Origin of the sequence: Photobacterium rosenbergii (assembly GCF_033022775.1) — a bacterium.
GTDB classification, from domain to species: Bacteria; Pseudomonadota; Gammaproteobacteria; order Enterobacterales; family Vibrionaceae; genus Photobacterium; species Photobacterium rosenbergii_A.
Genome location: NZ_JAWJZI010000007.1, coordinates 1 through 26,624, shown reverse-complemented (window position 1 = coordinate 26,624; position 26,624 = coordinate 1). Strand labels below are relative to the sequence as shown.

26 protein-coding genes are annotated in these 26,624 nt (G+C 49.8%); 9 read left to right on the top strand and 17 right to left on the bottom strand.

Features of this window, described 5'->3' with window-relative positions; genetic code table 11:
- The first annotated feature begins 76 nt into the window (after positions 1-76).
- A complete protein-coding gene (locus R2X38_RS16900) occupies positions 77-586 on the top strand; it encodes a glycine cleavage system protein R (RefSeq protein ID WP_317523500.1) in 510 nt (169 codons plus the stop codon).
- 120 nt (positions 587-706) lie between these two features.
- On the opposite strand, the gene lpxM is transcribed toward R2X38_RS16900, so the two are convergent.
- From lpxM to dinG, 16 genes are all read right to left on the bottom strand, one after another.
- Positions 707-1,645, bottom strand: coding sequence for a lauroyl-Kdo(2)-lipid IV(A) myristoyltransferase (gene lpxM / locus R2X38_RS16895; RefSeq protein ID WP_317523499.1), 939 nt, complete (start codon positions 1,643-1,645; stop codon positions 707-709).
- A gap of 319 nt (positions 1,646-1,964) precedes the next feature.
- Positions 1,965-2,381: a MarR family transcriptional regulator gene (locus R2X38_RS16890; protein ID WP_317523498.1), complete on the bottom strand. Its 417-nt coding sequence runs from the start codon at positions 2,379-2,381 to the stop codon at positions 1,965-1,967.
- A gap of 13 nt (positions 2,382-2,394) precedes the next feature.
- The gene (dmeF, locus tag R2X38_RS16885; RefSeq protein ID WP_317523497.1) at positions 2,395-3,366 is read right to left on the bottom strand and encodes a CDF family Co(II)/Ni(II) efflux transporter DmeF; all 972 of its coding nucleotides are present in this window, start codon (positions 3,364-3,366) and stop codon (positions 2,395-2,397) included.
- Between the two features lie 200 nt (positions 3,367-3,566).
- Positions 3,567-4,097 carry a CueP family metal-binding protein gene (locus tag R2X38_RS16880; RefSeq protein WP_317523496.1) on the bottom strand — a complete coding sequence of 177 codons (531 nt, stop codon included), beginning with the start codon at positions 4,095-4,097 and terminating at the stop codon, positions 3,567-3,569.
- Between the two features lie 16 nt (positions 4,098-4,113).
- Positions 4,114-4,659, bottom strand: a complete 546-nt coding sequence (locus R2X38_RS16875; RefSeq protein ID WP_317523495.1) for a cupredoxin family protein — start codon at positions 4,657-4,659, stop codon at positions 4,114-4,116.
- A gap of 52 nt (positions 4,660-4,711) precedes the next feature.
- Positions 4,712-7,840 carry an efflux RND transporter permease subunit gene (locus R2X38_RS16870; RefSeq protein ID WP_317523494.1) on the bottom strand — a complete coding sequence of 1,043 codons (3,129 nt, stop codon included), beginning with the start codon at positions 7,838-7,840 and terminating at the stop codon, positions 4,712-4,714.
- Entirely contained in the window at positions 7,837-9,450 is a 1,614-nt protein-coding gene (locus tag R2X38_RS16865; RefSeq protein ID WP_317523492.1) for an efflux RND transporter periplasmic adaptor subunit, read from the bottom strand. The genes R2X38_RS16870 and R2X38_RS16865 overlap by 4 nt, the downstream gene beginning before the upstream one ends.
- A gap of 8 nt (positions 9,451-9,458) precedes the next feature.
- Positions 9,459-10,775, bottom strand: coding sequence for a TolC family protein (locus R2X38_RS16860; protein ID WP_317523491.1), 1,317 nt, complete (start codon positions 10,773-10,775; stop codon positions 9,459-9,461).
- A 103-nt stretch (positions 10,776-10,878) separates the two neighbouring features.
- On the bottom strand, positions 10,879-11,271 hold the full coding sequence (locus R2X38_RS16855) for a hypothetical protein (protein WP_317523490.1): 393 nt from the start codon (positions 11,269-11,271) through the stop codon (positions 10,879-10,881).
- A gap of 189 nt (positions 11,272-11,460) precedes the next feature.
- Complete coding sequence (locus R2X38_RS16850; RefSeq protein WP_317523489.1) at positions 11,461-11,607, bottom strand: hypothetical protein; 147 nt, start codon at positions 11,605-11,607, stop codon at positions 11,461-11,463.
- A gap of 12 nt (positions 11,608-11,619) precedes the next feature.
- Positions 11,620-11,907, bottom strand: a complete 288-nt coding sequence (locus R2X38_RS16845; RefSeq protein WP_317523488.1) for a hypothetical protein — start codon at positions 11,905-11,907, stop codon at positions 11,620-11,622.
- Positions 11,908-11,956: 49 nt separating this feature from the next.
- The gene (gene rsmS / locus R2X38_RS16840) at positions 11,957-12,130 is read right to left on the bottom strand and encodes a pleiotropic regulatory protein RsmS (protein WP_317523487.1); all 174 of its coding nucleotides are present in this window, start codon (positions 12,128-12,130) and stop codon (positions 11,957-11,959) included.
- Positions 12,131-12,158: 28 nt separating this feature from the next.
- Positions 12,159-13,082 carry a histone deacetylase gene (locus tag R2X38_RS16835; protein WP_317523486.1) on the bottom strand — a complete coding sequence of 308 codons (924 nt, stop codon included), beginning with the start codon at positions 13,080-13,082 and terminating at the stop codon, positions 12,159-12,161.
- Positions 13,082-13,633, bottom strand: a complete 552-nt coding sequence (gene priC / locus R2X38_RS16830) for a primosomal replication protein (RefSeq protein ID WP_317523485.1) — start codon at positions 13,631-13,633, stop codon at positions 13,082-13,084. Before priC ends, R2X38_RS16835 begins: the two co-directional genes overlap by 1 nt.
- 26 nt (positions 13,634-13,659) lie before the next feature.
- Complete coding sequence (locus R2X38_RS16825) at positions 13,660-14,433, bottom strand: sulfite exporter TauE/SafE family protein (RefSeq protein WP_317523484.1); 774 nt, start codon at positions 14,431-14,433, stop codon at positions 13,660-13,662.
- 16 nt (positions 14,434-14,449) lie between these two features.
- Positions 14,450-16,528: an ATP-dependent DNA helicase DinG gene (gene dinG / locus R2X38_RS16820; protein WP_317523483.1), complete on the bottom strand. Its 2,079-nt coding sequence runs from the start codon at positions 16,526-16,528 to the stop codon at positions 14,450-14,452.
- Positions 16,529-17,066: 538 nt separating this feature from the next.
- Here dinG and R2X38_RS16815 point away from each other — a divergent pair.
- A complete protein-coding gene (locus R2X38_RS16815) occupies positions 17,067-18,017 on the top strand; it encodes a porin (protein WP_317523482.1) in 951 nt (316 codons plus the stop codon).
- 107 nt (positions 18,018-18,124) lie between these two features.
- Positions 18,125-18,766 carry a DUF2057 domain-containing protein gene (locus R2X38_RS16810; RefSeq protein WP_317523481.1) on the top strand — a complete coding sequence of 214 codons (642 nt, stop codon included), beginning with the start codon at positions 18,125-18,127 and terminating at the stop codon, positions 18,764-18,766.
- Between the two features lie 62 nt (positions 18,767-18,828).
- On the opposite strand, the gene R2X38_RS16805 is transcribed toward R2X38_RS16810, so the two are convergent.
- Positions 18,829-19,194 carry a TraR/DksA C4-type zinc finger protein gene (locus tag R2X38_RS16805; protein WP_317523480.1) on the bottom strand — a complete coding sequence of 122 codons (366 nt, stop codon included), beginning with the start codon at positions 19,192-19,194 and terminating at the stop codon, positions 18,829-18,831.
- A 497-nt stretch (positions 19,195-19,691) separates the two neighbouring features.
- Between R2X38_RS16805 and R2X38_RS16800 the strand changes: the two genes are divergently transcribed.
- The 6 genes from R2X38_RS16800 (at position 19,692) to R2X38_RS16775 (ending at position 25,521) form a co-directional block, all read left to right on the top strand.
- Positions 19,692-20,081: a YbaN family protein gene (locus R2X38_RS16800; RefSeq protein ID WP_317523479.1), complete on the top strand. Its 390-nt coding sequence runs from the start codon at positions 19,692-19,694 to the stop codon at positions 20,079-20,081.
- Between the two features lie 148 nt (positions 20,082-20,229).
- The gene (apt, locus tag R2X38_RS16795; RefSeq protein ID WP_317523478.1) at positions 20,230-20,775 is read left to right on the top strand and encodes an adenine phosphoribosyltransferase; all 546 of its coding nucleotides are present in this window, start codon (positions 20,230-20,232) and stop codon (positions 20,773-20,775) included.
- Positions 20,776-20,927: 152 nt separating this feature from the next.
- On the top strand, positions 20,928-23,189 hold the full coding sequence (gene dnaX / locus R2X38_RS16790; RefSeq protein WP_317523477.1) for a DNA polymerase III subunit gamma/tau: 2,262 nt from the start codon (positions 20,928-20,930) through the stop codon (positions 23,187-23,189).
- Positions 23,190-23,216: 27 nt separating this feature from the next.
- Positions 23,217-23,546, top strand: a complete 330-nt coding sequence (locus R2X38_RS16785; RefSeq protein WP_107300773.1) for a YbaB/EbfC family nucleoid-associated protein — start codon at positions 23,217-23,219, stop codon at positions 23,544-23,546.
- Between the two features lie 3 nt (positions 23,547-23,549).
- Positions 23,550-24,152 (top strand): recombination mediator RecR, encoded by a 603-nt coding sequence (gene recR / locus R2X38_RS16780; protein WP_107300774.1) that lies wholly within the window; start codon positions 23,550-23,552, stop codon positions 24,150-24,152.
- 367 nt (positions 24,153-24,519) lie between these two features.
- A complete protein-coding gene (locus tag R2X38_RS16775) occupies positions 24,520-25,521 on the top strand; it encodes a porin (RefSeq protein WP_317523476.1) in 1,002 nt (333 codons plus the stop codon).
- Positions 25,522-26,624 lie beyond the last annotated feature (1,103 nt).

Genomic DNA, 26,624 nt, shown 5'->3' with positions numbered 1-26,624 from the left:
CACGGTTTCATCTTGCTTGCTAGTCTGACTATATAGCCAGGGTATTTCTGGCTGGATTGTAGAGGGGGGAGCGCGTATGAATACTCAATTAACCGTCACACTTGCGGGGCAAGATCATCCTCAACTTATCAATAAATTAGCAGCTAAAACCCACGAGCTAGGGGGGAAGTGGCTGATCAGTAAAATCAACAGACTAGATAATCAGGTTGTCGGTATCTTGAAAATTGATATTCCTGCGCAGTCTGTCAGCGAGTTGAGAGAACTGTTCCAGTCCCAGCAGGAATTGGATATTCGGGTTATTGAAGCCCAAGAGGCAGGTGAGATCAAAACCGATCACCTTACCTTGAAAGTCGAGTCGAGTGATCGTCCCGGTATTGTCAATGATATTACCCGCATCCTGGATAATATTGGGATCGGTATTGTTAAAATAGAAAACCACCGTATTGGTGTGCCCGATCTTGGGCAGGCTCTATTTTTTGCCGAGCTGCAGGTTGATGTGCCATCTGAAGTGGACACCGAGCAACTACTGGAAGCCTTGCAGCAAGTCGATAATGATTTAAGAGTGAAAGTGCTAGAAACCGTCTAACGATTATTTGAAATAAACGACGTGTAGAAGAAACCTATCAATAATAAAATAAAGCCAGGCCGGATGTTATCAGCATCCGGCCCTTTTTCATTTTACGTATCGGCAAGCTGGGCCGAGCAGTTAATAGCGCCGGCTGCCGTCAGGATGGGTGCGTAAGATCTTAAGGATCCACATGTATTGTTCAGGTTGCTGGCGGATCATCTGTTCCAGTTCTTGGTTCATCCGCGTTGCATCCTGGTATTCATTGCCAGAGGGAAAGCCAGTCAAAGCAGGCTGGATGGTAATGGTAAATTTTCCTGTCTTTAAATCGTAGGCCGGAAACACCGGCAACACCGCAGCGTTTGAGAGTTTCGCCAGTTTGCCAACTCCTTTGACTGTCGCTTTTTCGTGGCCGAAGAATGGCGCGAAGACACTTTGTTGGAGCTGGTGCTCTTCATCCGGCAAGTAGTAGGCCAGATACCCTTCCTTTATTGAGCGTAGGTAAGGTTTGATCCCTTGGCTGCGCTGGTAAATCCGACCACCGAATTGCTTGCGTTGAATGTTCATCAGCCAGTTGATGATGGGGTTAGTTTGCGGCTTGATCATTGCCACCATCGGCATGTCATTGGCGGCGAAATAAAGTGCCGAGAAGTCGATGGCCCAATTGTGAGGAACCAGCATAATGATATTTTTGTCTTGGCCCTGCAGAGCCTCCAAGTGTTCGATCCCGTGCACATCGTGGCTGTTGAGTACGTAGCGGCGGCCCTTGATAAACGGTTGGGCAAAGCCGAGTAAAATACAGCCTGCGACAGTGAAAGTATCTTCCAATAAAGCTAAACGTTGTTCTTTGTTGTAATCGGGAAAGCAAAGCTCAATGTTCTTCAGCGCCCGTCGCTTAGCCCCTTTTTTCTTCTTTAAGATCAGTTTTGCTGCAAAGCGGGCAATACCTTTTCGAGCGCTGTGCGGTAGTAAGGCTAGAAACAAAATAAATGGCATCGTTGCCCATAAAAGCCAGTGGCGAGGGTGTAGAAAGGAAAACTGAAAGGCCGGGTTGTACTGGCCGTAGGTGGTCTCACTCATGTCCGTATCCGTGTCAGGCCCTGCATGGTCATGTCTTTGTCAGTCATGCCTGCCGTTATGGCCAAGGCTGGTAAACAGCCGTGTGTTGAAGGTTGTGTCTAGAAGCAGACAACTGTTATTCAGGAAAGGTTCAGGATTTTAGTCGGGAGATGAGAGGTTACCAACTATTTATTGATAAAAGACAAATTATGTGACGTCTATTCAGCCAGAAAATAAGCGTGTGGGTGCGCATTAATGCTGGTGCATATTTCAGAGGGTATACAGGCACTTAGGGTGCCTGTATGGCAAGACGGTAAGACTTCGAAGAAAATAGAATTGCTCAGAATTCCTGGTTCATTTTGGTCAGGCTGGCAAGCAGCTGCTGGCACTCTTCGGCGCTGAGTTTGGCAGTAATGTCCTGCGTTAGGCTGAGGTGAAGTTGGTCATGCTCGTGGTATAGCTCTTCACCTTCAGCGGTCAGTTCAACCAAAATGGAGCGGCGATCAGACTCATGCGGGCGACGCAGCAGCAGGCCCAGTTTGACCATTTTATCGACCTGAACAGTGAGGGTGCCGGTTGTGACGCCAATTTTGTCGGCCAGCTCCTTCATCCTCATTGCACCGTGGGCACCCAGAATTTCTACGACATGGATCTGCGGAAGGGAAAACCCTTTGCCACGGACAACAGACTGCTCCCAGGAAGAGAGCTTTTCGTAGAATTCGATAATGGTGTGGTTCAGCTGCTCAATGTCTTTCATTTCTTTCTCGCTGTCAGTGTGCCGCTTGGCACCTGTTGACCTCTATGGTGAGATGGCTAAGTTTATCGAACTCTGACAGTAATTGCTTGTATTCATTAGCCGCCTTTGGATGGTGGGTCACCAGTGAAATCATTGCAGCGTAATGGTCGGCACTGACTTTCCAGATATGGATATCGCTGACCTTGTTGTCGGCGTCTTGCTCAAGGGTGTCGATAATTTTTTGCTGATAGCCATGGTCGATATTGCCGTCAAGCAGGATAGGGCTGGTCTGTTTCATCAACCCCCACGCCCAGCGGGTAATTATAACCGCACCGACCATGCCCATAATGGCATCAAGCCAGTCATAGCCCAGATATTTACCGAACAGCAGGGCAACAATCGCCAATAGTGAGGTCAATGCATCTGCCAAGACGTGGAAATAAGCCGCGCGGAGGTTATGGTCGTGACCGTGACCGTGACCGTGACCGTGACCGTGGCTATGGCCGTGGTTGTGTTCATGGCCATGATGATTGTGGTGATCGTGGTCATGATGATGATCATGCAGCAAGAACACGCTGATAACGTTAACCACCAAGCCAATCACCGCAACCATAATCGCTTCATTGAACTGTATTGCCTGTGGGTTGAACAAGCGATGGATAGACTCGACCAGCATCAGCAGCGCCACTAAGCCAAGAGCGATAGCACTGGTAAAGCCACCTAAAACACTGACCTTACCGGTACCAAAAGAAAATGCCGGGTTGTTGGCATGCTTGCGGGCATAGCGGTAGGCAAACAGGGTGATGAGAAATGCCGCTGCATGGGTACCCATATGCCAGCCATCGGCCAGCAAGGCCATCGAACCATACAGTGTGCCCGCGGTGATTTCTGCCACCATGGTGACGAGAGTTAACCCGAGAACCCATAACGTCCGGCGTTCACCTTGTTGATTAATAGAGACAAAATTATGGCTGTGCTGCCATTGCTGTAAATTCTCGCTATGCATGCGTGTTCCCTACATTGAGCTATTTTGTTTGAAAATTATATATTTTGATAATCAAGGTATTCTGTGATCATATAGTTTGATTGTCAAAATATATTATAGGCGAGAGGCGAGAGGCGAGAGGCGAGAGGCGAGAGGCGAGAGGCGAATGAAAGGTGGACTCCCTCCTGCAGTCTTATGCCTACAGGAGGGAAAGTTGTTATCTAGAGCAACTGCATGGTAGTGATGCAGGTACGGCTGTTGCCTTCGGTACTCAAGACTTCTGAGGCGGTTTTGCCGTTGTAGGTGAAGGTGAACTGGTAGTTGCCGTTTTTAGGCATCCAGAAATCAATGAATCCGTCTTTTTGGGTTTTGACCATACCGGACTGGATCACTTCATTGGTTTGGGTGTCGATGATCTCTACCATCATGGCCTTATTGACCATTTCCCCCTGACAGCCGGTTGGGACATGGTAAGTACAACCATGGGTAACTTGCTCGTAGGGGGCGATAGAAAGCAGAAAATCATCTTCAGTCGGCACTTCAGCTTTGGAGCCGTCGGCAAACTCGGCATAGATAGCATCTGGCATGACGCGTACTGTCGCTTCTCCTGTGCGATGCCACTGTTGAGATTGCTCGAGGGCTTTTTGCGGTGTCAGTTCAGCGAAAGCTTGTGCTTTGCTCAAGGTATCAACGCTGGCTAGGGCGTGACCGCTACTTAGAGCGAGGAAAATGGTAGGTAGTAAGTATTTCATCGTGTGTTCCATCCTGTTATTTCAAAATCGTATTACGCTTCATGCCCGCTTCCGAATGGCCTGGAATGTTGCAAGAGAACTCAACAAAGTTCTGTCCCATAAAGTGCCATCCCATTTCTGCAGTCTCACCCGCAGCTAGGGTGAGGGTGGTGCCGTCGTGGTGTTCCATATCCGGCATCGCGCGCATCATCTCGCGGTGTTTTGCTTGCTCGTCGATACTGCCAATGGAGAATTCGTGCGGGATTTGACCTTTATTGATCACCACAAAACGCACGACATCACCTTGCTTGATGGACAAGCTTGGCTCGAATTGCATTTTCATATCATCGGTTAAAATGACGTTGTAGGTTTGAGTTGCTTGGTTTGCTGGTGCTGGCATGCCGACCGCAGAAGCCATTGCTCCGTGTCCTGACATTTCGTGATGCCCTGACATATCGTGGTGGCCTTGCATCGTGCTATGGCCTTCGTGGCTTCCATCATGAGCATGAGCGTGATCGCCTGCAGCGAAAGTCATCGGTGTTGTTAGCATAATAGCGAGGGTTAGCGCAGCGTTTACTTTCATCATATATCCTTACCCGGTGCTGAACACCGGGTTCATAGTTAGTTGTTGGTCGTTAGTTCGTTAATTTGTAACTAAAGCGTTTCCATAGTTGGAAAGCGGCAGGCAGTACCACCAGTGTGAGTAGCAGTGCCGATGACATGCCACCGATCATCGGCGCAGCGATGCGCTGCATGACTTCTGAGCCCGTACCTGAGCCATACATGATGGGTATGAGGCCGATGATGACGGTGGAAACGGTCATCATGATTGGCCTTACCCGTAAACCGGCACCTTCCTGAATGGCTTTATTGAGTGACGCAAGTGTTAGCGGTTGGCAGGTATGTTCGGCCTCCGCCTGTTGGAACTTCCAGGCTTGGTTGAGGTAAACCAGCATGATGACGCCAATTTCGACCGCGACACCGGCGAGGGCAATAAAGCCAACACCAACAGCAATCGAGAAGTTGTAGCCGAGCCATTCCATTAGCCATACCCCGCCGACCATTGCCAATGGTAGGGTGCCCATGATGATCATCACCTCGCCAACGCGGCGGAAGCTGAGATAGAGCAGCATCATGATGATGGCAATCGTGGCGGGTACGACGACGGTGAGTCGTGCCTTGGCCCGCTCCATATATTCGTATTGGCCTGACCAAACCAGTGAATAACCGGCCGGTAATTCAAGTTGATTGGCAACCACTTGCTGGGCATCCTGAACATAAGAGCCTAAATCACGGCCATCGATGTCGATGAATACCCAGCCGTTAGGACGGGCGTTTTCGGTCTTGATCATCGGAGGGCCATCCTCAAAGCGGATGTCGGCAACATCAGCCAAGGCAATGCGGGCACCGTTGGGCGTGACAAGCGGCAGGTTACGCAATTTATCCAAAGAGTTTCGGTAGCTCTGCGGGTAGCGGACATTGATTGGGTAGCGTTCCAGCCCTTCGACCGACTCACCGACCTTCATCCCGCCGACTGCCGTGCTGATCACCTGCTGGATATCACGAATGCTCAAGCCATAACGAGCGGCTTCACGGCGCTTGATGTCCATGGTGATGTATCGGCCACCGGCGACCCGCTCGGCATAGACCGAGGCCGTGCCTTCAACGTTTTGCAGCAAGGTTTCAAGATCAGCGCCAATTTGTTCAATTTGCTTGAGATCCGGGCCTGCAATCTTGATCCCGATAGGTGTTTTGATGCCGGTTGCCAACATGTCGATACGGGTTTTGATTGGCATCACCCATGCGTTGGTCAAGCCCGGAAACTGCACCAAGTTATCCAATTCGCGGCGCAGGCTTTCCGTGGTGACGCCTTCACGCCACTCCTCTTTGGGTTTGAGTTGGATAATGGTTTCAATCATCGTCAATGGTGCAGGGTCGGTGGCGGTTTCTGCCCGGCCGATCTTGCCCCACACGGTTTTCACTTCCGGGATGGTTTTGATCAGTTTGTCGGTTTGCTGCAGCAGCTCGCGGGCCTTGCCGATGGAAATGCCCGGATAAGTCGTCGGCATATACATCAAATCGCCTTCATCCAGCGGCGGGATGAATTCGCTACCCATTTTCTGCATTGGGTAATAGGCAGAGGCCATCAATGCCAGCGCAATGACAATGACCGTTTTAGGGAAAGCCAAGCTGAAATTGAGCAGGGGACGATAAAGCGCAATCACCAAGCGGTTGATCGGGTTCTTGTGCTCAGGCATCACCTTGCCACGGATCAGATAGCCCATCAGCACCGGGACCAAGGTGATGGCCAAACCGGCAGCGGCTGCCATTGCGTAGGTTTTGGTGAACGCCAGTGGCGAGAACATCTTGCCTTCCTGGCCTTCCAAGGCAAATACCGGCACAAAACTCAAGGTGATGATAATCAAAGAGAAGAACAGCGGCGCACCGACTTCTTCCGCGGCGCGGCTGATCACCTGCCAACGATTTTCATCTGTCAGCGGGGTCCGTTCTATGTGCTTGTGGACGTTCTCTATCATCACGATGGCACCATCAACCATGGCCCCAATTGCAATGGCGATGCCCCCCAGCGACATGATGTTGGCGTTGATCCCCTGCCAGTGCATGATAATGAAGGCCGACAGGATACCGATCGGCAAGCTGATCATGACTACCAACGATGAACGGAAGTGGAACAGGAACAGGGCGCAGACGATGGCAACGACAATAAACTCTTCGATGAGTTTCTCGTACAGGTTATTAACCGCATTATCGATCAAGCCAGATCGGTCATAGGTGGTGACGATCTCCACCCCGTCAGGCAGGCTGCGTTCGAGATCCGCCAGCTTGTCTTTGACTTTGCTGATCACCTCTTGGGCGTTTTCGCCAAAGCGCATGACGACCACACCGCCAACCGCTTCGCCTTCGCCATTTAGCTCTGAGATCCCGCGGCGCATCTGTGGCCCGAGGTTGATATCGGCAATATCACCCAGTAGCAGCGGTGTACCTTTTTCGGTGACTTTCAGCGGTAGGTTCTTGAGATCGTCAATATCAGACACATAGCCCGTTGCACGAACCATATGCTCCGCCTCGGCAAGCTCGACCACAGAAGCTCCCGCTTCCTGGTTACCGGCTTGGATAGCCATATTTACCTGCTGCAAAGTCAGGTTGTAGGCACGCAGTTTATTCGGGTCAATTTGCACTTGGTACTGTTTGACCATACCGCCGACAGTGGCGATTTCCGATACCCCTTCAACCGTTTGCAGTTCGTATTTCAGGAACCAGTCTTGCAGGCTTCTGAGCTCGCTAAGATCGTGCTGACCGGTTTTATCCACCAATACATAGCTGTAAATCCAGCCTACACCGGTCGCATCTGGGCCCAGTGTGGGTTTGGCGTTATCGGGTAAGTTAGGTGCGACCTGGCTTAGGTATTCCAATACCCGTGAACGTGCCCAGTACATGTCGGTATCATCATCGAAGATGATGTAAACGTAGGAATCACCAAAGAACGAATATCCTCGTACTGTTTCTGCCCCCGGTACTGCCAGCATGGCTGTGGTCAGCGGGTAGGTGACCTGATCTTCGACCACCTGTGGTGCTTGGCCCGGGTAGCTGGTTTTGATAATGACCTGTACGTCAGACAAGTCCGGGATGGCATCAATCGGGGTTTGCTTGACGCTATAGATGCCTGAGGCAACCAAAAAAGCGGTGGCAACCAAAACCAGAAAGCGGTTTTGTATTGACCATCGGATCACGGCACTGATCATTGCTCAGCCCCCTTGTTCACTGGTGCATGAAGGCTGTGGTCCATGCTGCTGTGGTCTATGGTGTTGTGATCTATAGTGCTATGGTCCATGCTACTGTGATCCATATTACTGTGATCGACGGCGCCATTTTGCCCATCATCGATTTTAACATCTGATATCGTATATTGGCCGTCTTCCTGTTTGGTCATTAGAAACCGGACCGACTGACCGCCGACGAGCTGGCTAAGGTCGCTGTCATCACTGACGGTGAAATCCATGGTCATTGCCGGCCAGCCCCATTCGGGAATAGGCGTGTGATCCAGGGTCAGCATGTTATGGCCCAACATGATATTTCGGATAACGCCGGTGGTGTGGACTTGGCTGACGGGCTCGGTTGGAATAGGCGTATTGATCCGGCTCAGGTCTGCACTTTGGCTTGATTCAGAATCCAGCATGAAGTGGGCTGATGTGACCACAGTGTCATTGGCTGTGAGGCCATCAATGACCTCTACCATGCCAGCTGCTGTTCGCCCGGTTTCAATGCGAACTGAGCGGTACTTCCCTTCGCCGAGGGCAAGGACAACCCTTGCCATGCTGCCGGAGCGGATCACGGCTTGTTCCGGTACGACCAAGACCGATTCCTTGGTTTGCGGGATCAGGTTGAGGTTCGCAAACATATTGGGCTTGAGGTTGGCGTCACTGTTGCTGAATTTCAACCTCACCCGCAAGGTACGGGTTGCCGGGTCGAGGATCGGGTAGATATAGTCGACCTGGCCTTGCCAGCTTTTACCCGGCAGGGCATCGACCCACATATCCGCACTGGTTCCTGGGGTGATCCAGTGGGCTTGGCGTTCAAAGACTTCGGCATCCACCCAGACATCAGACAAAGACCCACCGCTGATAACCGTTTGCTGCGGCGATAAGTAAGCGCCGTTGCGGATATTTAGGGTTGCGATAACCCCGTCAGCAGGCGCTTTGATCGCAATATATTGGCGGGTTTTTCCGCGGCGGAGGATATCGTTGATCTGGCCGTTATCCACCCCTAAAGAACGTAACCGATCCTTGGCACCATTGACCAGCACGGCTTTGCCCATGCGCTTGGCATTAATCAGCTCTTCTTGAGCCCTGACTAAATCCGGTGAGTAGATTTCGAACAACACCTGGCCGGCCAGAACGCGCTCACCGATGGCATTGACGCTGAGGTTTTTGATCCAGCCGCTGACACGGCTGTTGATTTGCCATAGCTGGCTTTCGTCGAAGCTGACGTAGCCGACGCTATCAATTTTGGGTGCAAGTTGCTGGCGTTTGACCTGGGTGGTTTTGACACCAAGGTTATTTTCGACAGCAGGACTGATGGTGACAGTGCCTGCTGGGTCATCATTGCCACTGGCAAGATCTTCTTCGTAGACAGGAATTAAATCCATTCCCATCGGTGACTTACCGGGCTTGTCTCGTTTGTAGTTCGGATCCATCGGAGCGACCCAGTACAGCGGCTCATTGCTTGCCTTCCCATTTGGCCCGTCGGAAAAATCATCGCTAGCAAAGTAGGTGTTTGTATAGAAACCTAATGCGCCACCAATCGCGCCACCAATGACGAGAGCGATGAAGGCAACAGAAAATGACTGTTTCATGGTATCCCTTAATATTTGTTCAGCAGGTAAGCCAGATTGTTATTTGCTTGTTGTAGGTCGGCGGCAAGGCGTGCCTGCTCCAGCTCGAGAGTCAGCTCTTCACTGGCGGCACGAATATACTCATCCAATTGGCTGGTGTTGTTTTGATAGCCTCGCTCGACAGCCTGGGTTTTTTCTTTGGCTTGCTTAAGTAACGTCGAGCGGTATCGATCCAGGCGTTGCTGGGTGTTATCACGATCGATGGCGGCGGCACGGACTTGTGCATTCATCTGGCGCAACATTAGATCACGCTGGGTTCTGGCGGCACCGACCTGATGTTGGGCGGCAGAGAGTTTTTTGTCCTGGCGTTTTTCGGTGAACAACGGGAGATCAAGAGTGACAAAAGCACTCACGAGATCCGGTGCAGGAGAGCCGTCCATCCGATCCGCCTGGCGATGGGCATACATCACTTCGACACCGAACTGCGGCTGGTAGGATTCATTGGCGAGCTCAACACCTGTCTCGTTGCTCTTGATCATCTCATCGGCCACCTGAATGCTCGGGTGGCTAGCAAGGGCGGGATAATGGTCCTGTGGTGATGCCGCAAAGTAAGTACGCAATGCCTGCCATTGCGGATAGGCTTGAGGTTTTACCTGCCATGCTTGCTCGCCCAACCACTCAGATAGCTGGGCACGAAGACGTTGCTGCATCTGCTGGTTTGACTGCAGCTGCTCATCAATTTTGTTGACTTGCAACTCAGCCTGGATCAAATCCTGGGCCTGGCTGGCCCCGACACCGTAGTTGGTACTCAGGTAGCGGGTAAGCTCGCGGAACAAGTCTTGGTTTTGCTTAATCAACTGATGACTTTGTTCGAGGTAGGCCAGTTCGATCCATGATGTGGTGATGGCTTTGGTGACATCAAGCTTGCGTACATCCGCTTGCTTGCGAACGCTTTCCGCTTGCAGCTGGCTTTGCTTTTGCTGCAAAGACAAGCTATCGCCGCGACCGAATTGCTGCATCAGGCCCACAGAAATATTGGTCATTGGGTCTTCATCGAAGGCAAAGCTATCGACGGGCAAGCCACCGATGCCGACTTTCATTTTCGGATCCATCAATTGGCTATTGGCAATGCCCATTTCACTGATCGCATCCGCCTGATACTGAATTTGCTGCTGGGCAACATCGTGCTCAACGGCCCAGTCAATGAGCCCATGTAACGTCGCTGGTGCTGCTAGAGTACTGGTTGATTGCAGCGTGTTGACTGGTTCACTGTTGGCCCAAGAGCTGGCCGCAAAACCAATCAAAGACACCATGCCTAGCGCACGGTATATCTTATTGTTATGCATGTTTTTTTCACTTATTCGACATTGATAACGGCTGGGCATAGACAAATAGCAGCCATACGGATAACCGCAGCTATAGCTATGCCCAGATATGGCAAAGTGCGAATTAGTGAATAGGAGGGCGGAGGCTGGTCTCTTGACGTGAAATAGGGGCACTTACCAGCAAGCGCTGAGGAGTGTCTTTATCTGAAGAATTGGACTGTGTGAGATAGAAAACCGGCGGAGTAGAATACTGGCAGTGGCTGCTGTTGCAGCTTTTACAGTGCTGGTTATCCCCATCACTACCACAATGTTCCGGGTTCATCATCTCGCCTTCGCCACAGTCTGCACAATGGGAGGCGTTAGAATGTTCGATCTGGTGATGGATATGGTGTGAGTCACTACCAGCGTTGTGAACACTATTGTTGGCAGGGTGATGAGCGCTGTCTGGTGATACTGGAAGTGACGTGGTTTGATGACCGGACATAGCAAAGACTGGGTTGATAATCAGGCTTATCATCAACACCATCAGTAATGCTAAGAAATTGTGCGGTCGGCGCAAGGTCATCAATAATCACTAGTTTTATTAATACTTCCACCAAGTGTAAACCTTACCCCTAGGGAAAGGTCAATAAAAAAGAAGTGGTTAAATAGCCACTTCTTATGTTTGATACACCTTAAGGATTAACCAGCAGTATCTGGTTCAATATTAGCCGTCAGTTTTTGCTGCGGCTTCGGTGTTTTCTTTGTTTGCTCCTGAGATGGCAACAGCCTCTTCAGCCTGCTCGCTTGCTTTGGTGTAAGCGGCAACAAGCGAAGCATTTAGCTCGGCAATTTTGGCTTCCAGCTCGCTCACTTAACCTTGCTCTTATGATAGTTGGGCAAGGAGGCTCTGGAGATTTTGCTCTCCTTCACTTGACTGGGCTTTTTGCTCTTCGATCAGGGAAACAAGCAGTTTGCCCTGTTGGTTGATTGGATTATCACGAAGATCATCGCTGCCTAGTGCCTTCGAAATATTGACCAGTAATTTCTCAAAGGTCAGTACATGGCACTCGTAATCTCTTTCTGGCAGGGCTTTTAGCTTTTGTACAACATCAGCAATGTGCTCGGCATGTTTGAGGGCAAACATTTCTTTGACGGGGGATGCCCAAGCCACTTTTCGTTGCCGGTGGTAACAACTTGGTGTGGCTTGGATTGAAATGATGTTAACTGCCTTGCTTGGCTTTCACTTTTGCTTCTAGGTCGCTTTTGACTATCTCAAGGGCTGAGAGTGCCGTTTCCGGGTCAATCTCGTTGCTTTCGAGAAGGTAAATGAGATCGACAGCGAGCTTGATGTCTTCAGGCGCATTGTCGAGAGGTGATGAGGTAGATTCAGTCATAGTGCTCGTTCAATAATGAGTAAAAGGGCTAGCGCTTGGCCAGTACATCTAAGGCTGAGTATATAAGCTGGGCATGCAGATTGACCAGATGTTGATGCTCGCTACGGTAACCGCCCCCGACAACAGCGGCGACTGGGATCCCGGCTTGATCACATTGACTAAGCACCAGATGATCGCGTTGGTAAATACCGTCAGTACAAACATTGAAATAGCCCAACTCGTCTTGCTGGTGGATATCGACGCCGGCGTCGTAAATCACCATGTCCGGTTGGTGTTGGGCTAGCGCCAGATGCAAGATCCCACCAAAGGCATCCAAGTACTCTTCGGTTGTCGTTCCTCTCGGCAAGGCGAGATCAATATCAGAATCGGGCTTGCGGGCCGGGAAGTTTTTGTCGCAGTGAACGGAAAAGGTGATGATGTCGGTATCATCAGCCAGCAAGGTTGCTGTCCCGTCGCCATGGTGGACGTCGCAGTCAATGATCATCACTTTGTAGATACCTTCGAGAGTCATGGCATGCCGGGCAGCCAGTGCCAGATCGTTGACTAAACAAAAGCCACTGCCAAAGTCATGATGGGCATGGTGATAACCGCCGCTCAAATGAATGCCAATACCGTACTGGTAGGCTAAATCGACGGTCAGCTTGGTGCCCCCTGAAGAGGTCAAAGTACGCTCGATCAGTTGCGGGCTCCACGGAAAGCCAATCCGACGCATTTTGGCTGCAGGTAACGTGTTTCCAAATAATGCATCGATATAGTCAGGGTGGTGGAGCTGTTTGATCTCATCAACACCAACGGGCTGGGGTTGATGCAACTGCAGATCAGGGTGCGACTGAAAATCTAACTCATTATTCAGGTGCTGATACAGCATCCGGTACTTGTTGATCGGGTAGCGGTGTTCCGGCGGAAGCGCCAGCTGTGAATATATTGGGTGGTAAACCAGATGAAGTGCCATTAGCCTTTGCGCTCCCTCGAGCTGATCTGTTTTTCTATTTTTGCCAGTGCTAATCGACAGCGGTGCAGGCGTTCTGCCAGTGTGGCGGCTTCGTCTTGTAACGCCTGTTGCCCATCGGCCGAGCGGCATTGGCTTAGCGCTCTTTCTTTGTTTCGTTGCATGGACGCGAGGCGTCTTGCCCATTCCTGATGCTGGGCAAGATCTTGTTTGAGTTCATAAATCGGCTTTTGCCAATGTTTGTTACGTTGGGGTTCGTTGTTGCGGATCTGTTGAGTGGCGAGCTCCCGTTGTACCGCTTGGATCTGCGCAACAATGCGCTCACAAACATGCTGGGTGCGGTTGGGTGCCAGAGTGCCTTGGAGATGTTCGCGGCGAAGCGCAACGATTTCTTGTTTGATTTCTTCAACACAGGGTGTCAGCAATTTGCTGCGGCAGTGAAAGAGCTGCTCATCAAATAACGGGCGTTGTGCTTCGCCCCGCTGGCTATCGATGGCAGCGACTTGCTCAGCCAGTTGGGCTGTAATATTTTCCAGTCGTTGGAAATCGAGCACGGTATGACTCCAAATTCAGCGGCGGATTAAAACCAAGCCTGCAAGGCCAGTTTGATGGCCAGAATAATAACAACGGTAACAAAAACTGGGCGGATGAAACGAGCACCGAAGCGAATGGCTGAATGAGCGCCGATATAGGCGCCGAGCATCAGGCAAATACCCATTGTCAGGCCCAATACAATGTTGATATGCCCTAAGATAGCAAAAGTCACCAGTGAGGTCAGGTTACTGGTGAAGTTCATGGCCTTGGCAAGGCCGGACGCCATCAAAATGTCTAGTCGATACAGGGCCATGTTAGAAACGGTCCAGAACGCGCCAGTACCGGGACCGGCAACACCGTCATAGAACCCCAGGGTGGTTCCTTGCAACCATTGCTTTTTGGTCAGTTTGGCCGATTTCTCAGGCAAGCTGTGCTTGTCCCCTTTGGGATGCGGGTGCCAAACTGTGTATATCGCGGTTGCCAAGATGATAAGCGGCAGGGCTTTTTCCAGCCACTCCGTTGAGAGCATGTCCACCACCAGGGTACCGCCTATCGCACCAATGAGTGTGGCAATGAAGGACTGTCGCCAAAACGACGGTGAAAACAATTGTTTTTTGTAATAGGTCCAAGCCGCCGTTGAAGAGGCAAAAGTGGCCGCTAGCTTATTGGTACCCAATGCAATATGCGGTGGTAGACCAATAGAGAGTAAGGCAGGGACCGTCAGCATGCCACCACCGCCGGCTACCGCATCGATAAATCCGGCAAGCAGGGCAACCAATCCGAGCATGAGCCACATGCTTGGCTCAATCATTTCTATCATCGGTAATTATCTATCGTCAGACGTGTTCGATAACACGTTCGAAAGGTGGCAGTGAATCGAGTAAGGCCTTGCCATAACGTCGGGTGATCACCCGGCGGTCGAGCAGTACGACCCGGCCTGAGTCTTCCTCTTTTCGAAGCAGTCGGCCGACGGATTGGATGAGCTTTTTGCTCGCCTCAGGCACTGAAATTTGTAAAAACGGGTTACCGCCTCGGCTCTCGATATATTCTGCATGCGCTTCCTCAACCGGCGAGGTGGGAACGGCGAACGGAATTTTAGTGATAATCAAGTTTTTAAGTAAATTGCCTGGTAAATCAAGACCTTCAGAGAAGCTACCAGTGCCAAACAAAATGCTGGTTTTACCTTTTTCGCAGTTCTCTTTATGTTTTTTTAGGATGATGTGGCGCGATTCCTCACCTTGAATGAGCAGTTCCCAACGGTTCTTCTTCGCCAACGGGCGTAGCTTGTCGGCCACTTGGTTCATCTGCCAATAGGAAGAGAACAGCACCAAGCTGGCGGTCTCGCCTTCCAGGTATTCAGGCAATGTGTCGATGAGCAGATCAGTAAACTTTTCTGCCTGAGGCTCAAGCGGCAAGGCTGGGATCACCAAGCGTGCGTTGTTCTTGTAGTCAAACGGTGAAGCCAAAGCGAGAAAACGGGTGGCTTCTTTTTCGAAGATGCCTGCCTGACGGCAAAAATAATCGAACTGGTTCAACGCCCGCAAGGTTGCAGAGACCAGTATCGATCCCACGGCTCGGCTCCACAGTAGCTGATCAAGGCGATGGCCGACTTCGAGCGGCGAGACTTCAATGATGTAATCATTTTCCCGATCGGGGCTTTTTTCTATCCAGCGTGCTAATGGTGCGCCTTTGTCCTTGTTAGGCTGGGCCATTAAGGTCCAGACCTTTTCAAGGTTTTCAAGGCGTTGTAGATAAAAGCCGGACTCGGTAAGTGCTTGCTCACCCACTCTTGGCAAAATTTCATTGTCTTTGCTGCGCTCGGAAATCAAATCGTGAATTTTTCCCAGCGACTGCAAGGCTTTTTTGCTGGCGTCTTTACAGCCCTTGGCCTCTTCTTGCAGCCAAGTTGGCAGTTCGCCATGCTCAAACCGGTAGACGCCGTCTTTATTGAACTGCGATTCGTCAATATTGTTGGCGATTTGACGCAGTGTTGGGATCAGCACGGCGATATTTTCGCTCAACGTCGTCTGGAAGCGGCCTGACTTTTTGTAATCGGCCAATTCTGCCAGCTTGCCGACAGATTGGTTGAGCTTTTCCAGCCAGCTAGCGGCACCTTTCAGGCTTGCTGCTGCTGAGGAAAAGTCACGGGCAACCTGAGGCAGGTGGTGGGCCTCGTCAATGACATAGATGGTTTTTTCCGGCTCCGGCAAAATAATACCGCCACCCAGCTCAATATCTGCCATGAGCAGGGCATGGTTGGCAATAATGACATCGGCTTTTTCCAGGTGTTCGCGTGCCTTGGCAAACGGGCAGTCCCTGTGCTTTGGCAGGCCGGAGTGACAACTGTGCTTGTCGGCCACAATCTGCTGCCAGACGCGATCTGGAATGGTGGTTGGCCAACTATCTCGGTCGCCATCCCATTTTCCGCTTTCGCTAGCAATCAACATCCGCTTCAAAAGATCTAAATCAGACTTTTTAGGTTTTTCCTCCCATAAGCTAACTTGTTGATTTTCATCGTTGCTGCAGCTGGCTTCCAATTTATGGTTGCAACAATATCGCTGACGGCCCTTGGCGAGGATAAAGCTGAACTCTTTAGGGTAAATGCGGTTGAACAGTGGCAGATCTTTGTTGATGAGCTGCTCTTGCAGGGCAACCGTCGCAGTTGAAATCAACACTTTCTTGTTGTTGAACACGGCAAATGGGATAGCACCCAGAAGGTAGGAAAGCGACTTACCGATCCCGGTCCCTGCTTCACCCACCAGCATGCGGTGTTTGGCGTGGTATTCCCCGCCTAGTGTCTTGGCTATCTCGGCAACCAGATAGTTTTGAGCCCTTCTAGGTATAAAGTTATCGAGCTGTTTGCCCAGGTTCTCATAGCACTGCTTGATATCACTCTTTATCTGGTTGTGTAACATATCTGAAACTTCATCGGGACAGGGGCGCGCATTATAGCACGAACACCTGAATGTGACCGCTCGCCGGTTTTTGTTATTTGCCTTTTAAAAATGAGAACCAGTTCACGAAATAAGATTGAACTAGTTAGAAGTGGATCCGTGCAACCTGTTTTCAACAGGTTTTCACCACAAATAACTGCTAGGCGTGGTGTTTTGTGCTGCTATATGCGTAATTTTGCTATATTTGCAGTTTTTTATGTTGATATTTTGCAGGTTACTTTTTTATGAATAGACATTTTTTATATAAAAACAATGCTCAATTAGCATGCATTCGCTCCCTAAGTATTTGAATTTGATGGTTGTTGATGTTTTTTTAGTTTGCCTTTAGAAGATTTGACACAAAGAGGAATCTTCTGTCAGGATGAGCTCCATAAATTTCGACTCTTTAGTTTTCTTGTTGCGTTATATGTTTATAAGGCATGGAAAACTGGGGATAAAAAAAGAAAAGGAATTCTGGAAACAGGAATTCCAGTCTAAATAAGAAAAGGCAGTGGATATCATGAAAAAGACTCTTCTAGCACTATCAGTACTAGCAGCAGGTTCAGCGCAAGCTGGCATCAACCTATACGACGCAAACGGCGTAGTTGTAGACCTTTCTGGTGCAGCTGAAGTTCAGTACATTCAGAAAATTCAAGACAAAGACAACGACAATGATTCAGGTCTGCGTCTTGACGACGGTGACTTGCAGCTAAACACCACTATCGCAGTAACTGACCAGCTAAACGCTGTTGGTGGTATCGGTTTTGCGTTCGAATCTCGTGACGTAACTAACGATGAGCTATGGGTTGGTCTTGGCGGCGATTTCGGTACGCTAACTTTCGGTCGTCAGCTATACATTGCTGATGATGCAGGTATCGGTAAAGACTACGAGCTAGGCTTCGAGCAAATCGACTTCGTTAAAACAGAAGGCGACGAAGTAATTAAATACGTATTCGACAACGGTCAATTCTACTTCGGTCTGTCTCATGACCTAGACGCTGAAGGTGATGACTTCCAGGGTAACGACGGTACTGTCACAGATGGCCGTATTGGTGCTCGCTTTGGTGACTTCGACGTTCGTGGTTACTACTTCACAGCTGAAGATCTAGATGGCGGTTCTCTAGGTATCGTTGATGTAGATGCATACAACCTTGAAGCTCAATACGTCATGGGTCAGTTTGCATTTGCTGCATCTTACGGTAATGCTCAGTACGATTCATCGGCTACTGGTAACAAAATTGATGATATCGACCTAATCGAAATCGCTGGTTCTTACACTATGGGCAAAAACACTTTTGCTCTAGGTTACAACCGTGCTGACGGTGACAACGACACTATCGACAACGTATACGGTAACATTACTCACCAGCTACACAGCAATGTTAAAGCATACGCTGAGCTAGGTTGGGCTGATTCTGACAATGCTGACCTAGATGTAGGTTACCTAGTAGGTATGGAAGTAGTATTCTAATCGTCTTTTTCGGTTAAAAACTCTCCTAAAAAGCCGCCTTCTTGGGCGGCTTTTTGTTATCTTAGTGATGACAAAATTTTGTGATGACAGCAAATAAGGGAATAGCTATGAATAAATGGTTAGTGACCCTCGGACTATTGGCGTTGCCAATGGGCCTGCAGGCGGCAACCCTGAGTACTGGCAACAATATCAAGCTGCTGGTGGTTGATGGCAAGAAAGTCGAATCGTCATTTTGGTCTGAAGCCGACAGCATCGAGTTGACCGAAGGACGCCATCAGGTGGTGGTGCGTTTTGACGGTGAATTGAAGGACGGCTCGAAAAGTAAAATGTACACCACGCGCCCATATCTTTTCGAGATGGATGTACCTAAGCAAGATGCCACTATTGTCTTGCCTCGTTTGAGTAGCATGAGCCAAGCGAAAGCCTACTTCCAGCGCGGTCCAGAATGGCAGCTTGAACTGGCCGATGGCACCACCCGAAACCTTGATCATGTTGAACTGCAGGGCAAGGGCTTTGCTGCCTACAGTGATATGGAAGGCTTGGTTGCTGACTATAACCGCGAGCACGGTATTACCTTCGAAGAAGGCTATGCGGTTGACCTGCAGCAGGCGGCGGTAGAAGTGAGTGACAAAGGGGAAGTCAGCATTACCGGTGATGCGTTTGTCCAGCTCAAGCTGTGGTACAGCAAGGCCAATGCTGAAGAAAGAGCCGCGTTTGAGCAGTGGGTAAAACAGCAGTCGACGCCGTAATCTGTCGAAGGCCGTGAGGTTTTCGTGTTAACAATAGGCGGGAGATCCCGCTTATTGTCGTTTTAGCTGTCGTGGTGGTAGCGGCTGTGCTCGCGGCAGCTGAGGCAGCGTGGCTGGGCTGGGTCTTGCTCAAGATCATCGATCGCGATCTCTTCTTCGCAATCAACGCAAAGTCCGTACATACCGAGTTTGACCGAACATACTGCGGCATCGACTCGCTCCATTCGGGTTGCCAAATCGAACAGGTTGGGAATAAAGGATGATTTGGCCATCACAATTAATTCGCTGAGCTCCGCGTTTTCAATCGCCGTTGCCGACGGCACCAAGGTATTGAGTAGCATCTCGTGCTTGAGCTCGCGTGACAACATCCCGTGCTCTTGCTCTAGGCGCTGTTGCAGCTGCTCGTAAACTTTATCTGACGTTGTCATAAGCCTTTCATTGTTGTTATTAGTGATTAATTCAGTCTAAGACGATTCTTGATAACGATAGTGATTTGAATCAAACAATTATGGGGTTGTATGACAATAACCTTAAATTCTCTCGGTTTTTGTCACGGCATGATTCCGTTATATTGGCTGCACAAATAAATGCGGGCCTAAGAGCCGCTAATTTCAAATCAGTTAATAAAAGGAAGTCTATCATGGAGCAGGGATTCCAAGATCCATACAACGTTAAATATTTCTTCGGGTTTATTGCTGTGCTGGCATTGCCGACACTGCCCGCTATCCTGACTTGGGTAGGCATGCTGTCGTCATAAGGCTTTTGGCTATAACCGTCCTGAGAAATTTGGCCCATCGGCTCTAGCTTGAAACAAATACCAACAATTCATACTGACAAGATATGGTTGTTGGTATTTTTGTTTGCGTTAGCATTAGGTATAAACTCGTATTAAGGGTAGGACAGTTAGAACGAATGGTTTTGCAGTATGGTTAGAAAAACACTTCTGTTGTTGTGTGGTTGGATTTGTGTGGCCTTAGGGTTACTTGGCGCTTTTTTACCATTGCTGCCGACAACGCCTTTTTTACTGCTAGCCAGTGCCTGTTTTATGCGCGGTTCTCCAAGGTTGAATCATTGGTTGCTCAATCATCCTAAGTTTGGTCCTATCCTGAATAATTGGCATCACCATAGGGCCGTTTCAAAACATGTTAAACGGCGGGCAAATATTATGATTGTGGCCAGCTTTGCCTTCTCTATATACCTTGTCCCTTTGCTTTGGCACAAAGTGATGTTGGTGGCCATGCTGGTGGTCTTGCTGGTTTGGTTTAACCGTCTTCCCGAGCGGGATAATCCTGCGCCGCAGGGTGAGTCTCTCTAACAAGGCCTGCTATTGATGCTAGCTGGATCATCCTATCGATGATGAGCACGTTACAATCCTTGCCCCGCTAGGGGAAAAAAACTACTATTTGAACCAGTTTTTCGGCGGCCTGTTTTCATGCCGCCGTATTGTTTAATGGAAAAAGATTATGACTCAAGAAAAGCTCGCGTTGATCAAAAATAGCATCAAGTCCATTCCTGATTATCCAAAGCCAGGGATCCTGTTCCGCGATGTGACCAGCCTGATGGAAGATCCAGAGGCATACCGCGCGACAATGCAGATCCTGATCGAGCGCTACAAGGATAAAGGGATCACCAAAGTGATCGGCACTGAAGCTCGCGGTTTTTTGTTCGGCGCGCCACTCGCGCTTGAGTTGGGGGTGGGTTTTGTGCCGGTTCGCAAGCCGGGTAAACTGCCTCGTGAAGTGATCGGCGAAAGCTATGAACTTGAATACGGCCAAGATACGCTGGAAATTCACGTTGATGCGATCAAAGAAGGCGACAAGGTACTGCTGGTTGATGATCTGCTGGCAACAGGCGGTACCATTGAAGCAACCACTAAGCTGGTACGCCGCTTGGGTGGTGTTGTTGAAGATGCTGCTTTCGTTATCAACCTACCGGATATCGGTGGTGAAGAGCGCCTGAAAGGCATTGGCCTGAATGTATTTAGCCTCTGTGACTTTGACGGCCACTAATTTTCAGTAGCGATTTGGCCATACCGCGTTCCTCCGGGTCATACTTTCTTGGGGGAACCTGGCTAATCATTGGGCGCTCGAAGATGCGTCCTCTCGCCCCAAAATCCTCCCTGTGCTAGCATTGAGTTCTTGATTCTGTAAGGTTAGTTAACATGAGTTATCAGGTTCTGGCTCGTAAATGGCGCCCGCACCAGTTTGATGATGTGGTCGGTCAGTCCCATGTCTTGACGGCACTGGCCAATGCGCTTGCCCATAATCGTCTTCACCATGCGTATTTGTTCAGTGGAACGCGTGGGGTCGGGAAAACCACGATCGCCCGTATTTTTGCCAAAGGCTTGAACTGTGAGCAGGGCGTAACGGCCTCGCCATGTGGTGAGTGTGAAACCTGTCGTGAAATCGATGAAGGCCGCTTTGTCGATTTGCTTGAAATCGATGCGGCATCACGCACCAAGGTTGAAGATACCCGGGAGCTACTGGATAACGTCCAGTACAAACCTGCGCGTGGGCGCTACAAGGTTTACCTGATTGACGAAGTGCACATGCTCTCGCGTCATAGTTTTAACGCCTTATTGAAAACCCTTGAAGAGCCGCCAGAATATGTGAAGTTTATTCTGGCGACCACCGATCCGCAGAAGCTGCCTGTAACCATTCTTTCCCGTTGTTTGCAGTTCCACCTCAAGCATTTGGACAATAGCCAGATCCAACAGCAGTTGGAAAAGGTACTGGGCGAAGAAGATATTGAGTTTGATCCTCGGGCACTTGGTCTGTTGGCCCGTGCTGCCGAAGGCAGTATGCGTGATGCGCTTAGCTTGACGGATCAGGCTATCGCCTTGGGTAATGGGCAGGTGCAGGCCGATGCGGTATCGGAAATGCTGGGTACACTGAATACCGAGCAGGCCCTTTATTTATTAGAAGCCGTGGCGGGTGGCGAAGCCCAACCTGCGATGGCTTGCCTTGAAGAGTTGGCCTCAGTCGGTGTCGAGTGGGATAGCTTGCTCCGGGAAGTGGCCACTCAGCTTCACCGCGTGGCTATGCATCAGGCATTGCCAGCCTCACTTGATGATAGCGCACCGGATGCTGCGCGTATTACCGCGTTGAGCCAGAAGGTGTCGCCGCAGGAAGTGCAATTGTGTTATCAGATTGCGTTGCAGGGGCGTCAGGATTTGGCTTTTGCTCCCGATGGCCGTACTGGCCTGGAGATGGTATTACTGCGCATGCTGGCGTTCAGGCCGGTATCGGTCAATGCTGTGACGCCACAGCCGATAGCTGTTCCTGCTACACAGCCTGCCGCACCGGCACAGCCGACACCAACTCAGGGACAAGGTATCCAGCGTGTACAGGCGCTTAAAGCACAGATGAATGGCGGGCAGGCTGCCAACATGCAGCCGCAGCAACCGTCACACCCGCAACAAGCACCGCATCAGCAGCATGCCAATGTGCCACCTATGCCGTCTTCATCTATGCCTCCCCAGGGACAGCCTTATCAAGGCCAACCACCGGCTGGGTATGAGCAACCAATGTCTGAACCTGCAAACTATGCGGCGGATCAGGCACAGGCGCATAAGGCTCAGCCAGCACCGCAGGCTGCGCCACAAGGTCCGGCTCAAGTACCGACTCAAGTACCAAATCAAGGTCAGTCGGTGTCTGGCTCGGCAGCTTCGGGCTTGCTGGCGGCAAGAAACCAGCTGCGCAGCAAAGCCAAACGAGATGGCAATGCGCCGGACAGCGGAAAAAAGGGTGAGCCGGTACGGGCTAAAAAGGTTGCAACCACCAGCGTACTCGATCGGATTGCCAGCAAGCAAAACGGTCAGGTAAAGTCAGCTGGAAATGCGATGCCGGTACCGGGTGCACCGACAACAGCGACAGTGCAGGCTGATGCACTAGGACATGCTAGTGAATCAGCAGAATATCAATGGCGTCCGACAATGCTCCCCGAGCCGTCTGAAGAGACCCAGCAAGTTGTTGCACCTAAGCTTTTGAAACAAGCGTTAGAGCATGAAAAAACACCGGAAATGGTGAAATTGCTTGTCAAGGAAGCTGCAAATCAGGATAGTTGGTCGGACTGGGTGACCAAGCTCAATGTTGGACGTATGGTCCAGCAGCTGGCACTTAATTCAGCGTTTGAAAGAGAAGCAAACCAGGTGAAATTAAGTCTTCGCCCTTCTCAACAGCACCTGAATACGCCCAAGGCACGCGAGCAACTAACGGTAGCGATGAGCGAACTGTTTGCCGAAAATGTGTCGGTAGAAGTTGAATTGAGTGATAAAGGCCGCTCACCGCTTGAATGGCGAGAGGCGATTTATCAGCAGAAACTGGATCAGGCCAAGCAGAGTTTGTTGTCTGATCCGAACGTGAATTTCATTTGTCAGCGGTTTTCTGCTGTACTTGATGAAGATAGCGTAAGACCCTTATAGATTAACCAGACCACAGAGAGAGATGATATGTTTGGTAAAGGCGGTATGGCTAACATGATGAAGCAGGCGCAGCAGATGCAAGAGCGCATGCAGCAAATGCAGGAAGAGATCGCAAATATGGAAGTGACCGGCGAGTCTGGTGCTGGCCTGGTAAAAGTGACTCTAACTGGTAGCCACAGTGTACGTCGTGTTGAGCTTGACGAAAGCTTGATGGAAGACGACAAAGACATGCTTGAAGATCTGATTGCAGCAGCGTTCAACGACGCAGCTCGTCGTATCGAAGAAGCGCAGAAAGAAAAAATGGCAGGCGTAACTGGCGGTATGAACCTACCTGCCGGCTTCAAGATGCCATTCTAATTAATGCGTACCAGTCACTTACTGGAACAACTGATGGAGGCCTTACGGTGCCTGCCTGGGGTCGGTCCCAAGTCAGCGCAGCGTATGGCCTTCAGTTTGTTGCAGAGAAATCGACAGGGTGGCCTGCAGTTGGCTGATGCCCTGAGTAAGGCGATGACCGAGATCGGTCACTGCCGCGATTGCCGGACTTTTACCGAGGAAGAAGTGTGCGCAATCTGCTCTAACCCTCGTCGTCAGGAAAGCGGTGAGATTTGTGTGGTGGAAACCCCGGCAGATATTGTCGCCGTAGAAGCTACCGGGCAGTTCTCAGGCCGTTACTTCGTGCTGATGGGGCATCTATCGCCACTCGATGGGATCGGACCTTCTGATATTGGTCTGGATACCTTGGAGTTTCGATTGCAGAACGAGCAAATCAGCGAGCTGATCCTGGCTACCAACCCAACCGTAGAAGGGGAGGCGACGGCTCATTACATTGCCGAGCTGTGCAGTGAGTACTCGATCCCAGCTTCGCGGATTGCCCACGGGGTGCCAGTCGGTGGCGAACTAGAGCTTGTCGACGGCACAACCTTGTCCCATTCCCTTGCAGGACGGCAAAAGCTTTACTGATAGATATAAAACTTGTTTTATATAAACTTATTTCATCAAAATACCAACAGTTGCTGTTGGTATTTTTTTGTCATTTTTTCACTTTATTGTCTTATCAACGACTTAAAAAGCCAAATTTAGCTGTTTTAGAGCGCCAAAGAAAAATTTAGTTTTTAGCCAAAGTTGTTTTCTAAGAACTTCTATCAAAATATTCTTTAATAGAATTTCAGTTCCTAACTGGTTGTTTTCATGTATTAAATATTAGCGTTACTTGCTTGGTGACGGCTGTTGATAGTTGTTAATGAACAGTCGACTCCGGCGTATCACATAAAAAAATTAATACCAAGTTTTCGACTGTTTGAAGGTCAGGGAACGATTAGGAGTGAACATGAAAAAGACAGTAGTTGCAGCCGTAATTGGCTCGGTAGTGGCTAGCGCGTCAGCAATGGCGGCAGAGGTTTATAAGTCAGATGATCTATCTGTGAGCGTATACGGTAACCTTCGTGCACGTTACGAGACCACTGATAACGGTTATATGGGCGCAGACAGTACTTTCACTGGCGAAGGTACTGAGCTTGGCCTAAACATGACCTACTTCATGGATAACAACATGTACATCAATGGTGATGTCCTATCTGAACTAAACATCATTCCAGAAAGCGGTGATGGTACAGATGACGATGAATTCTTGAAGTTCGGCTCTGTTGCTATCGGTGGTGACTTTGGTGAGTTCCGAATGGGTCGTATGTCAGCGGTACAAGATACGCTGGCTGGTCAGTACGATATTACCTGGGAATACGGCGGTACGGCGAACATCAAATCAGACGAAACAGCGACAGATCGTTTGACCAACGGTATCCAGTACAAGATCGATATCAACGACTTCACTGTAATGGCACAGTACCACACGGGTACAGAAAGTGATGGCCTAGACATCGATCAGGCATTTGCTTTGGGTGCAGCATGGAACTCTGATTTTGGCCTAGGTCTATCTGGTACTTTCACTCAGTCAGAGCGTACTGAAAAGAGCATCTACAACGACGACAAAGATACGTCTTGGACGCTGAACGCAACTTACGAGTGGCAAGCGCTATCTCTAGCGGCAATGTACTCTGACTACGACTTCGCTGGTGATGAGCAAACCGGTATCGGTGCAATGGCTCGTTACGACTTCCCTATGGGCTTTGGTGTGTACGGTGTATACGACTACGTAGATTACGACACGCTAAACAACAAGCTTGATCAGTACACCATCGGTGCGGACTACTGGCTAACTAGCCAAGTGGTGTCTTACATGGAATACGCTGATATGAGTTTTGACAAGCAAGATTCACTAAACGAGCTAAAAGACGACAGCGCATTCACTATCGGTATGCGTCTGTACTTCTAATTTTAGATATTTGCTAGACTGTTCATTGTGTTTGGGGGAAGCTTGGCTTCCCCCCTTTTTTGTTAAAACGGTACTATGGGAAGAGCGGCCCTATGGGTTAAGAACGGTCTTAGATTCTGGGAAGGGCTGTTCCTAGGAGAAGCCAGAAAAGCGAGTAGGGCTTGAAATTTTTTCGCTACAAGTAACACGCTTCTGCAGAACCGCAGAACCGCAGAACCGCAGAACCGCAGAACCGCAGAACCGCAGAACCGCAGAACCGCAGAACCGCAGAACCACAGAACCATATTTCTTAATACTAATATTCTATCTATCTTGTGAGAGATCTCTTACAAGCTCGTGGGATATAAAGGTTATTCATATAGGCTTAAATCGCGCCTAGTTAATTTAAGTTATTGTAAATAAAGATTTTTTCGTTATGTGGTCTATGTTTCAATGGTATTGCGGATGAGATATTTGTTAGGTGCGGCTACTTAAATCGGCTGATCGGCGTATATTTATAGGTGTCGGAAGGAACTGACGGAACGGAACAGGAAATACCCAAGGATTAGGGGAGTCTCAGGATGAGGCCGGTGTACCAGGACGGTATATCGAACAAGGACTGTGAAGGGATAGCCGCGGAACGGCAGAAGGTAAGCAGGATGTTTACCAGTCAGGATGACACAAGGACCACTTCAGGACGAAGTAAGGGACCCCTCCAGGAAGGATGTTGAGAGTCAGGATAGGATATGCTGACGGGTCAGGATGGCCTAGGGACAACTTCAGGACGAAGAATAAAAGGAATCTGCTGACGGATTACAGCAATTCAATGGAATGATGCAGGGAGCACCATAGTAGCGGGACTGCTGCAAGTAAGACCTAAGGGCGCAACGAAAGTTGCGCCCGTTCTTTTTTGCGCTTCGCAAAAACGGTTCTATGGGGAAGAGCGGCTCTATGGCTCTGAGGTTCAAGGGCTCTATAAAATAAAGATATTTTTATTGATTAATATTTTAAATCAATATCTTGACAGCATGTTGTGGCCAGGGAAGATGCACAGCACCACAGCACCACAGCACCACAGCACCACAGCACCACAGCACCACAGCACCACAGCACCACAGCACCAC

Coding starts and splice junctions, on each gene's coding strand:
- R2X38_RS16900 (WP_317523500.1), top strand. CDS start 77: ATGAATACTCAATTAACCGTCACACTTGCGGGGCAAGATCATCCTCAA.
- lpxM (WP_317523499.1), bottom strand. CDS start 1,645: ATGAGTGAGACCACCTACGGCCAGTACAACCCGGCCTTTCAGTTTTCC.
- R2X38_RS16890 (WP_317523498.1), bottom strand. CDS start 2,381: ATGAAAGACATTGAGCAGCTGAACCACACCATTATCGAATTCTACGAA.
- dmeF (WP_317523497.1), bottom strand. CDS start 3,366: ATGCATAGCGAGAATTTACAGCAATGGCAGCACAGCCATAATTTTGTC.
- R2X38_RS16880 (WP_317523496.1), bottom strand. CDS start 4,097: ATGAAATACTTACTACCTACCATTTTCCTCGCTCTAAGTAGCGGTCAC.
- R2X38_RS16875 (WP_317523495.1), bottom strand. CDS start 4,659: ATGAAAGTAAACGCTGCGCTAACCCTCGCTATTATGCTAACAACACCG.
- R2X38_RS16870 (WP_317523494.1), bottom strand. CDS start 7,840: ATGATCAGTGCCGTGATCCGATGGTCAATACAAAACCGCTTTCTGGTT.
- R2X38_RS16865 (WP_317523492.1), bottom strand. CDS start 9,450: ATGAAACAGTCATTTTCTGTTGCCTTCATCGCTCTCGTCATTGGTGGC.
- R2X38_RS16860 (WP_317523491.1), bottom strand. CDS start 10,775: ATGCATAACAATAAGATATACCGTGCGCTAGGCATGGTGTCTTTGATT.
- R2X38_RS16855 (WP_317523490.1), bottom strand. CDS start 11,271: ATGATAAGCCTGATTATCAACCCAGTCTTTGCTATGTCCGGTCATCAA.
- rsmS (WP_317523487.1), bottom strand. CDS start 12,130: ATGACTGAATCTACCTCATCACCTCTCGACAATGCGCCTGAAGACATC.
- R2X38_RS16835 (WP_317523486.1), bottom strand. CDS start 13,082: ATGGCACTTCATCTGGTTTACCACCCAATATATTCACAGCTGGCGCTT.
- R2X38_RS16825 (WP_317523484.1), bottom strand. CDS start 14,433: ATGATAGAAATGATTGAGCCAAGCATGTGGCTCATGCTCGGATTGGTT.
- dinG (WP_317523483.1), bottom strand. CDS start 16,528: ATGTTACACAACCAGATAAAGAGTGATATCAAGCAGTGCTATGAGAAC.
- R2X38_RS16815 (WP_317523482.1), top strand. CDS start 17,067: ATGAAAAAGACTCTTCTAGCACTATCAGTACTAGCAGCAGGTTCAGCG.
- R2X38_RS16810 (WP_317523481.1), top strand. CDS start 18,125: ATGAATAAATGGTTAGTGACCCTCGGACTATTGGCGTTGCCAATGGGC.
- R2X38_RS16805 (WP_317523480.1), bottom strand. CDS start 19,194: ATGACAACGTCAGATAAAGTTTACGAGCAGCTGCAACAGCGCCTAGAG.
- R2X38_RS16800 (WP_317523479.1), top strand. CDS start 19,692: ATGGTTAGAAAAACACTTCTGTTGTTGTGTGGTTGGATTTGTGTGGCC.
- apt (WP_317523478.1), top strand. CDS start 20,230: ATGACTCAAGAAAAGCTCGCGTTGATCAAAAATAGCATCAAGTCCATT.
- dnaX (WP_317523477.1), top strand. CDS start 20,928: ATGAGTTATCAGGTTCTGGCTCGTAAATGGCGCCCGCACCAGTTTGAT.
- R2X38_RS16785 (WP_107300773.1), top strand. CDS start 23,217: ATGTTTGGTAAAGGCGGTATGGCTAACATGATGAAGCAGGCGCAGCAG.
- recR (WP_107300774.1), top strand. CDS start 23,550: ATGCGTACCAGTCACTTACTGGAACAACTGATGGAGGCCTTACGGTGC.
- R2X38_RS16775 (WP_317523476.1), top strand. CDS start 24,520: ATGAAAAAGACAGTAGTTGCAGCCGTAATTGGCTCGGTAGTGGCTAGC.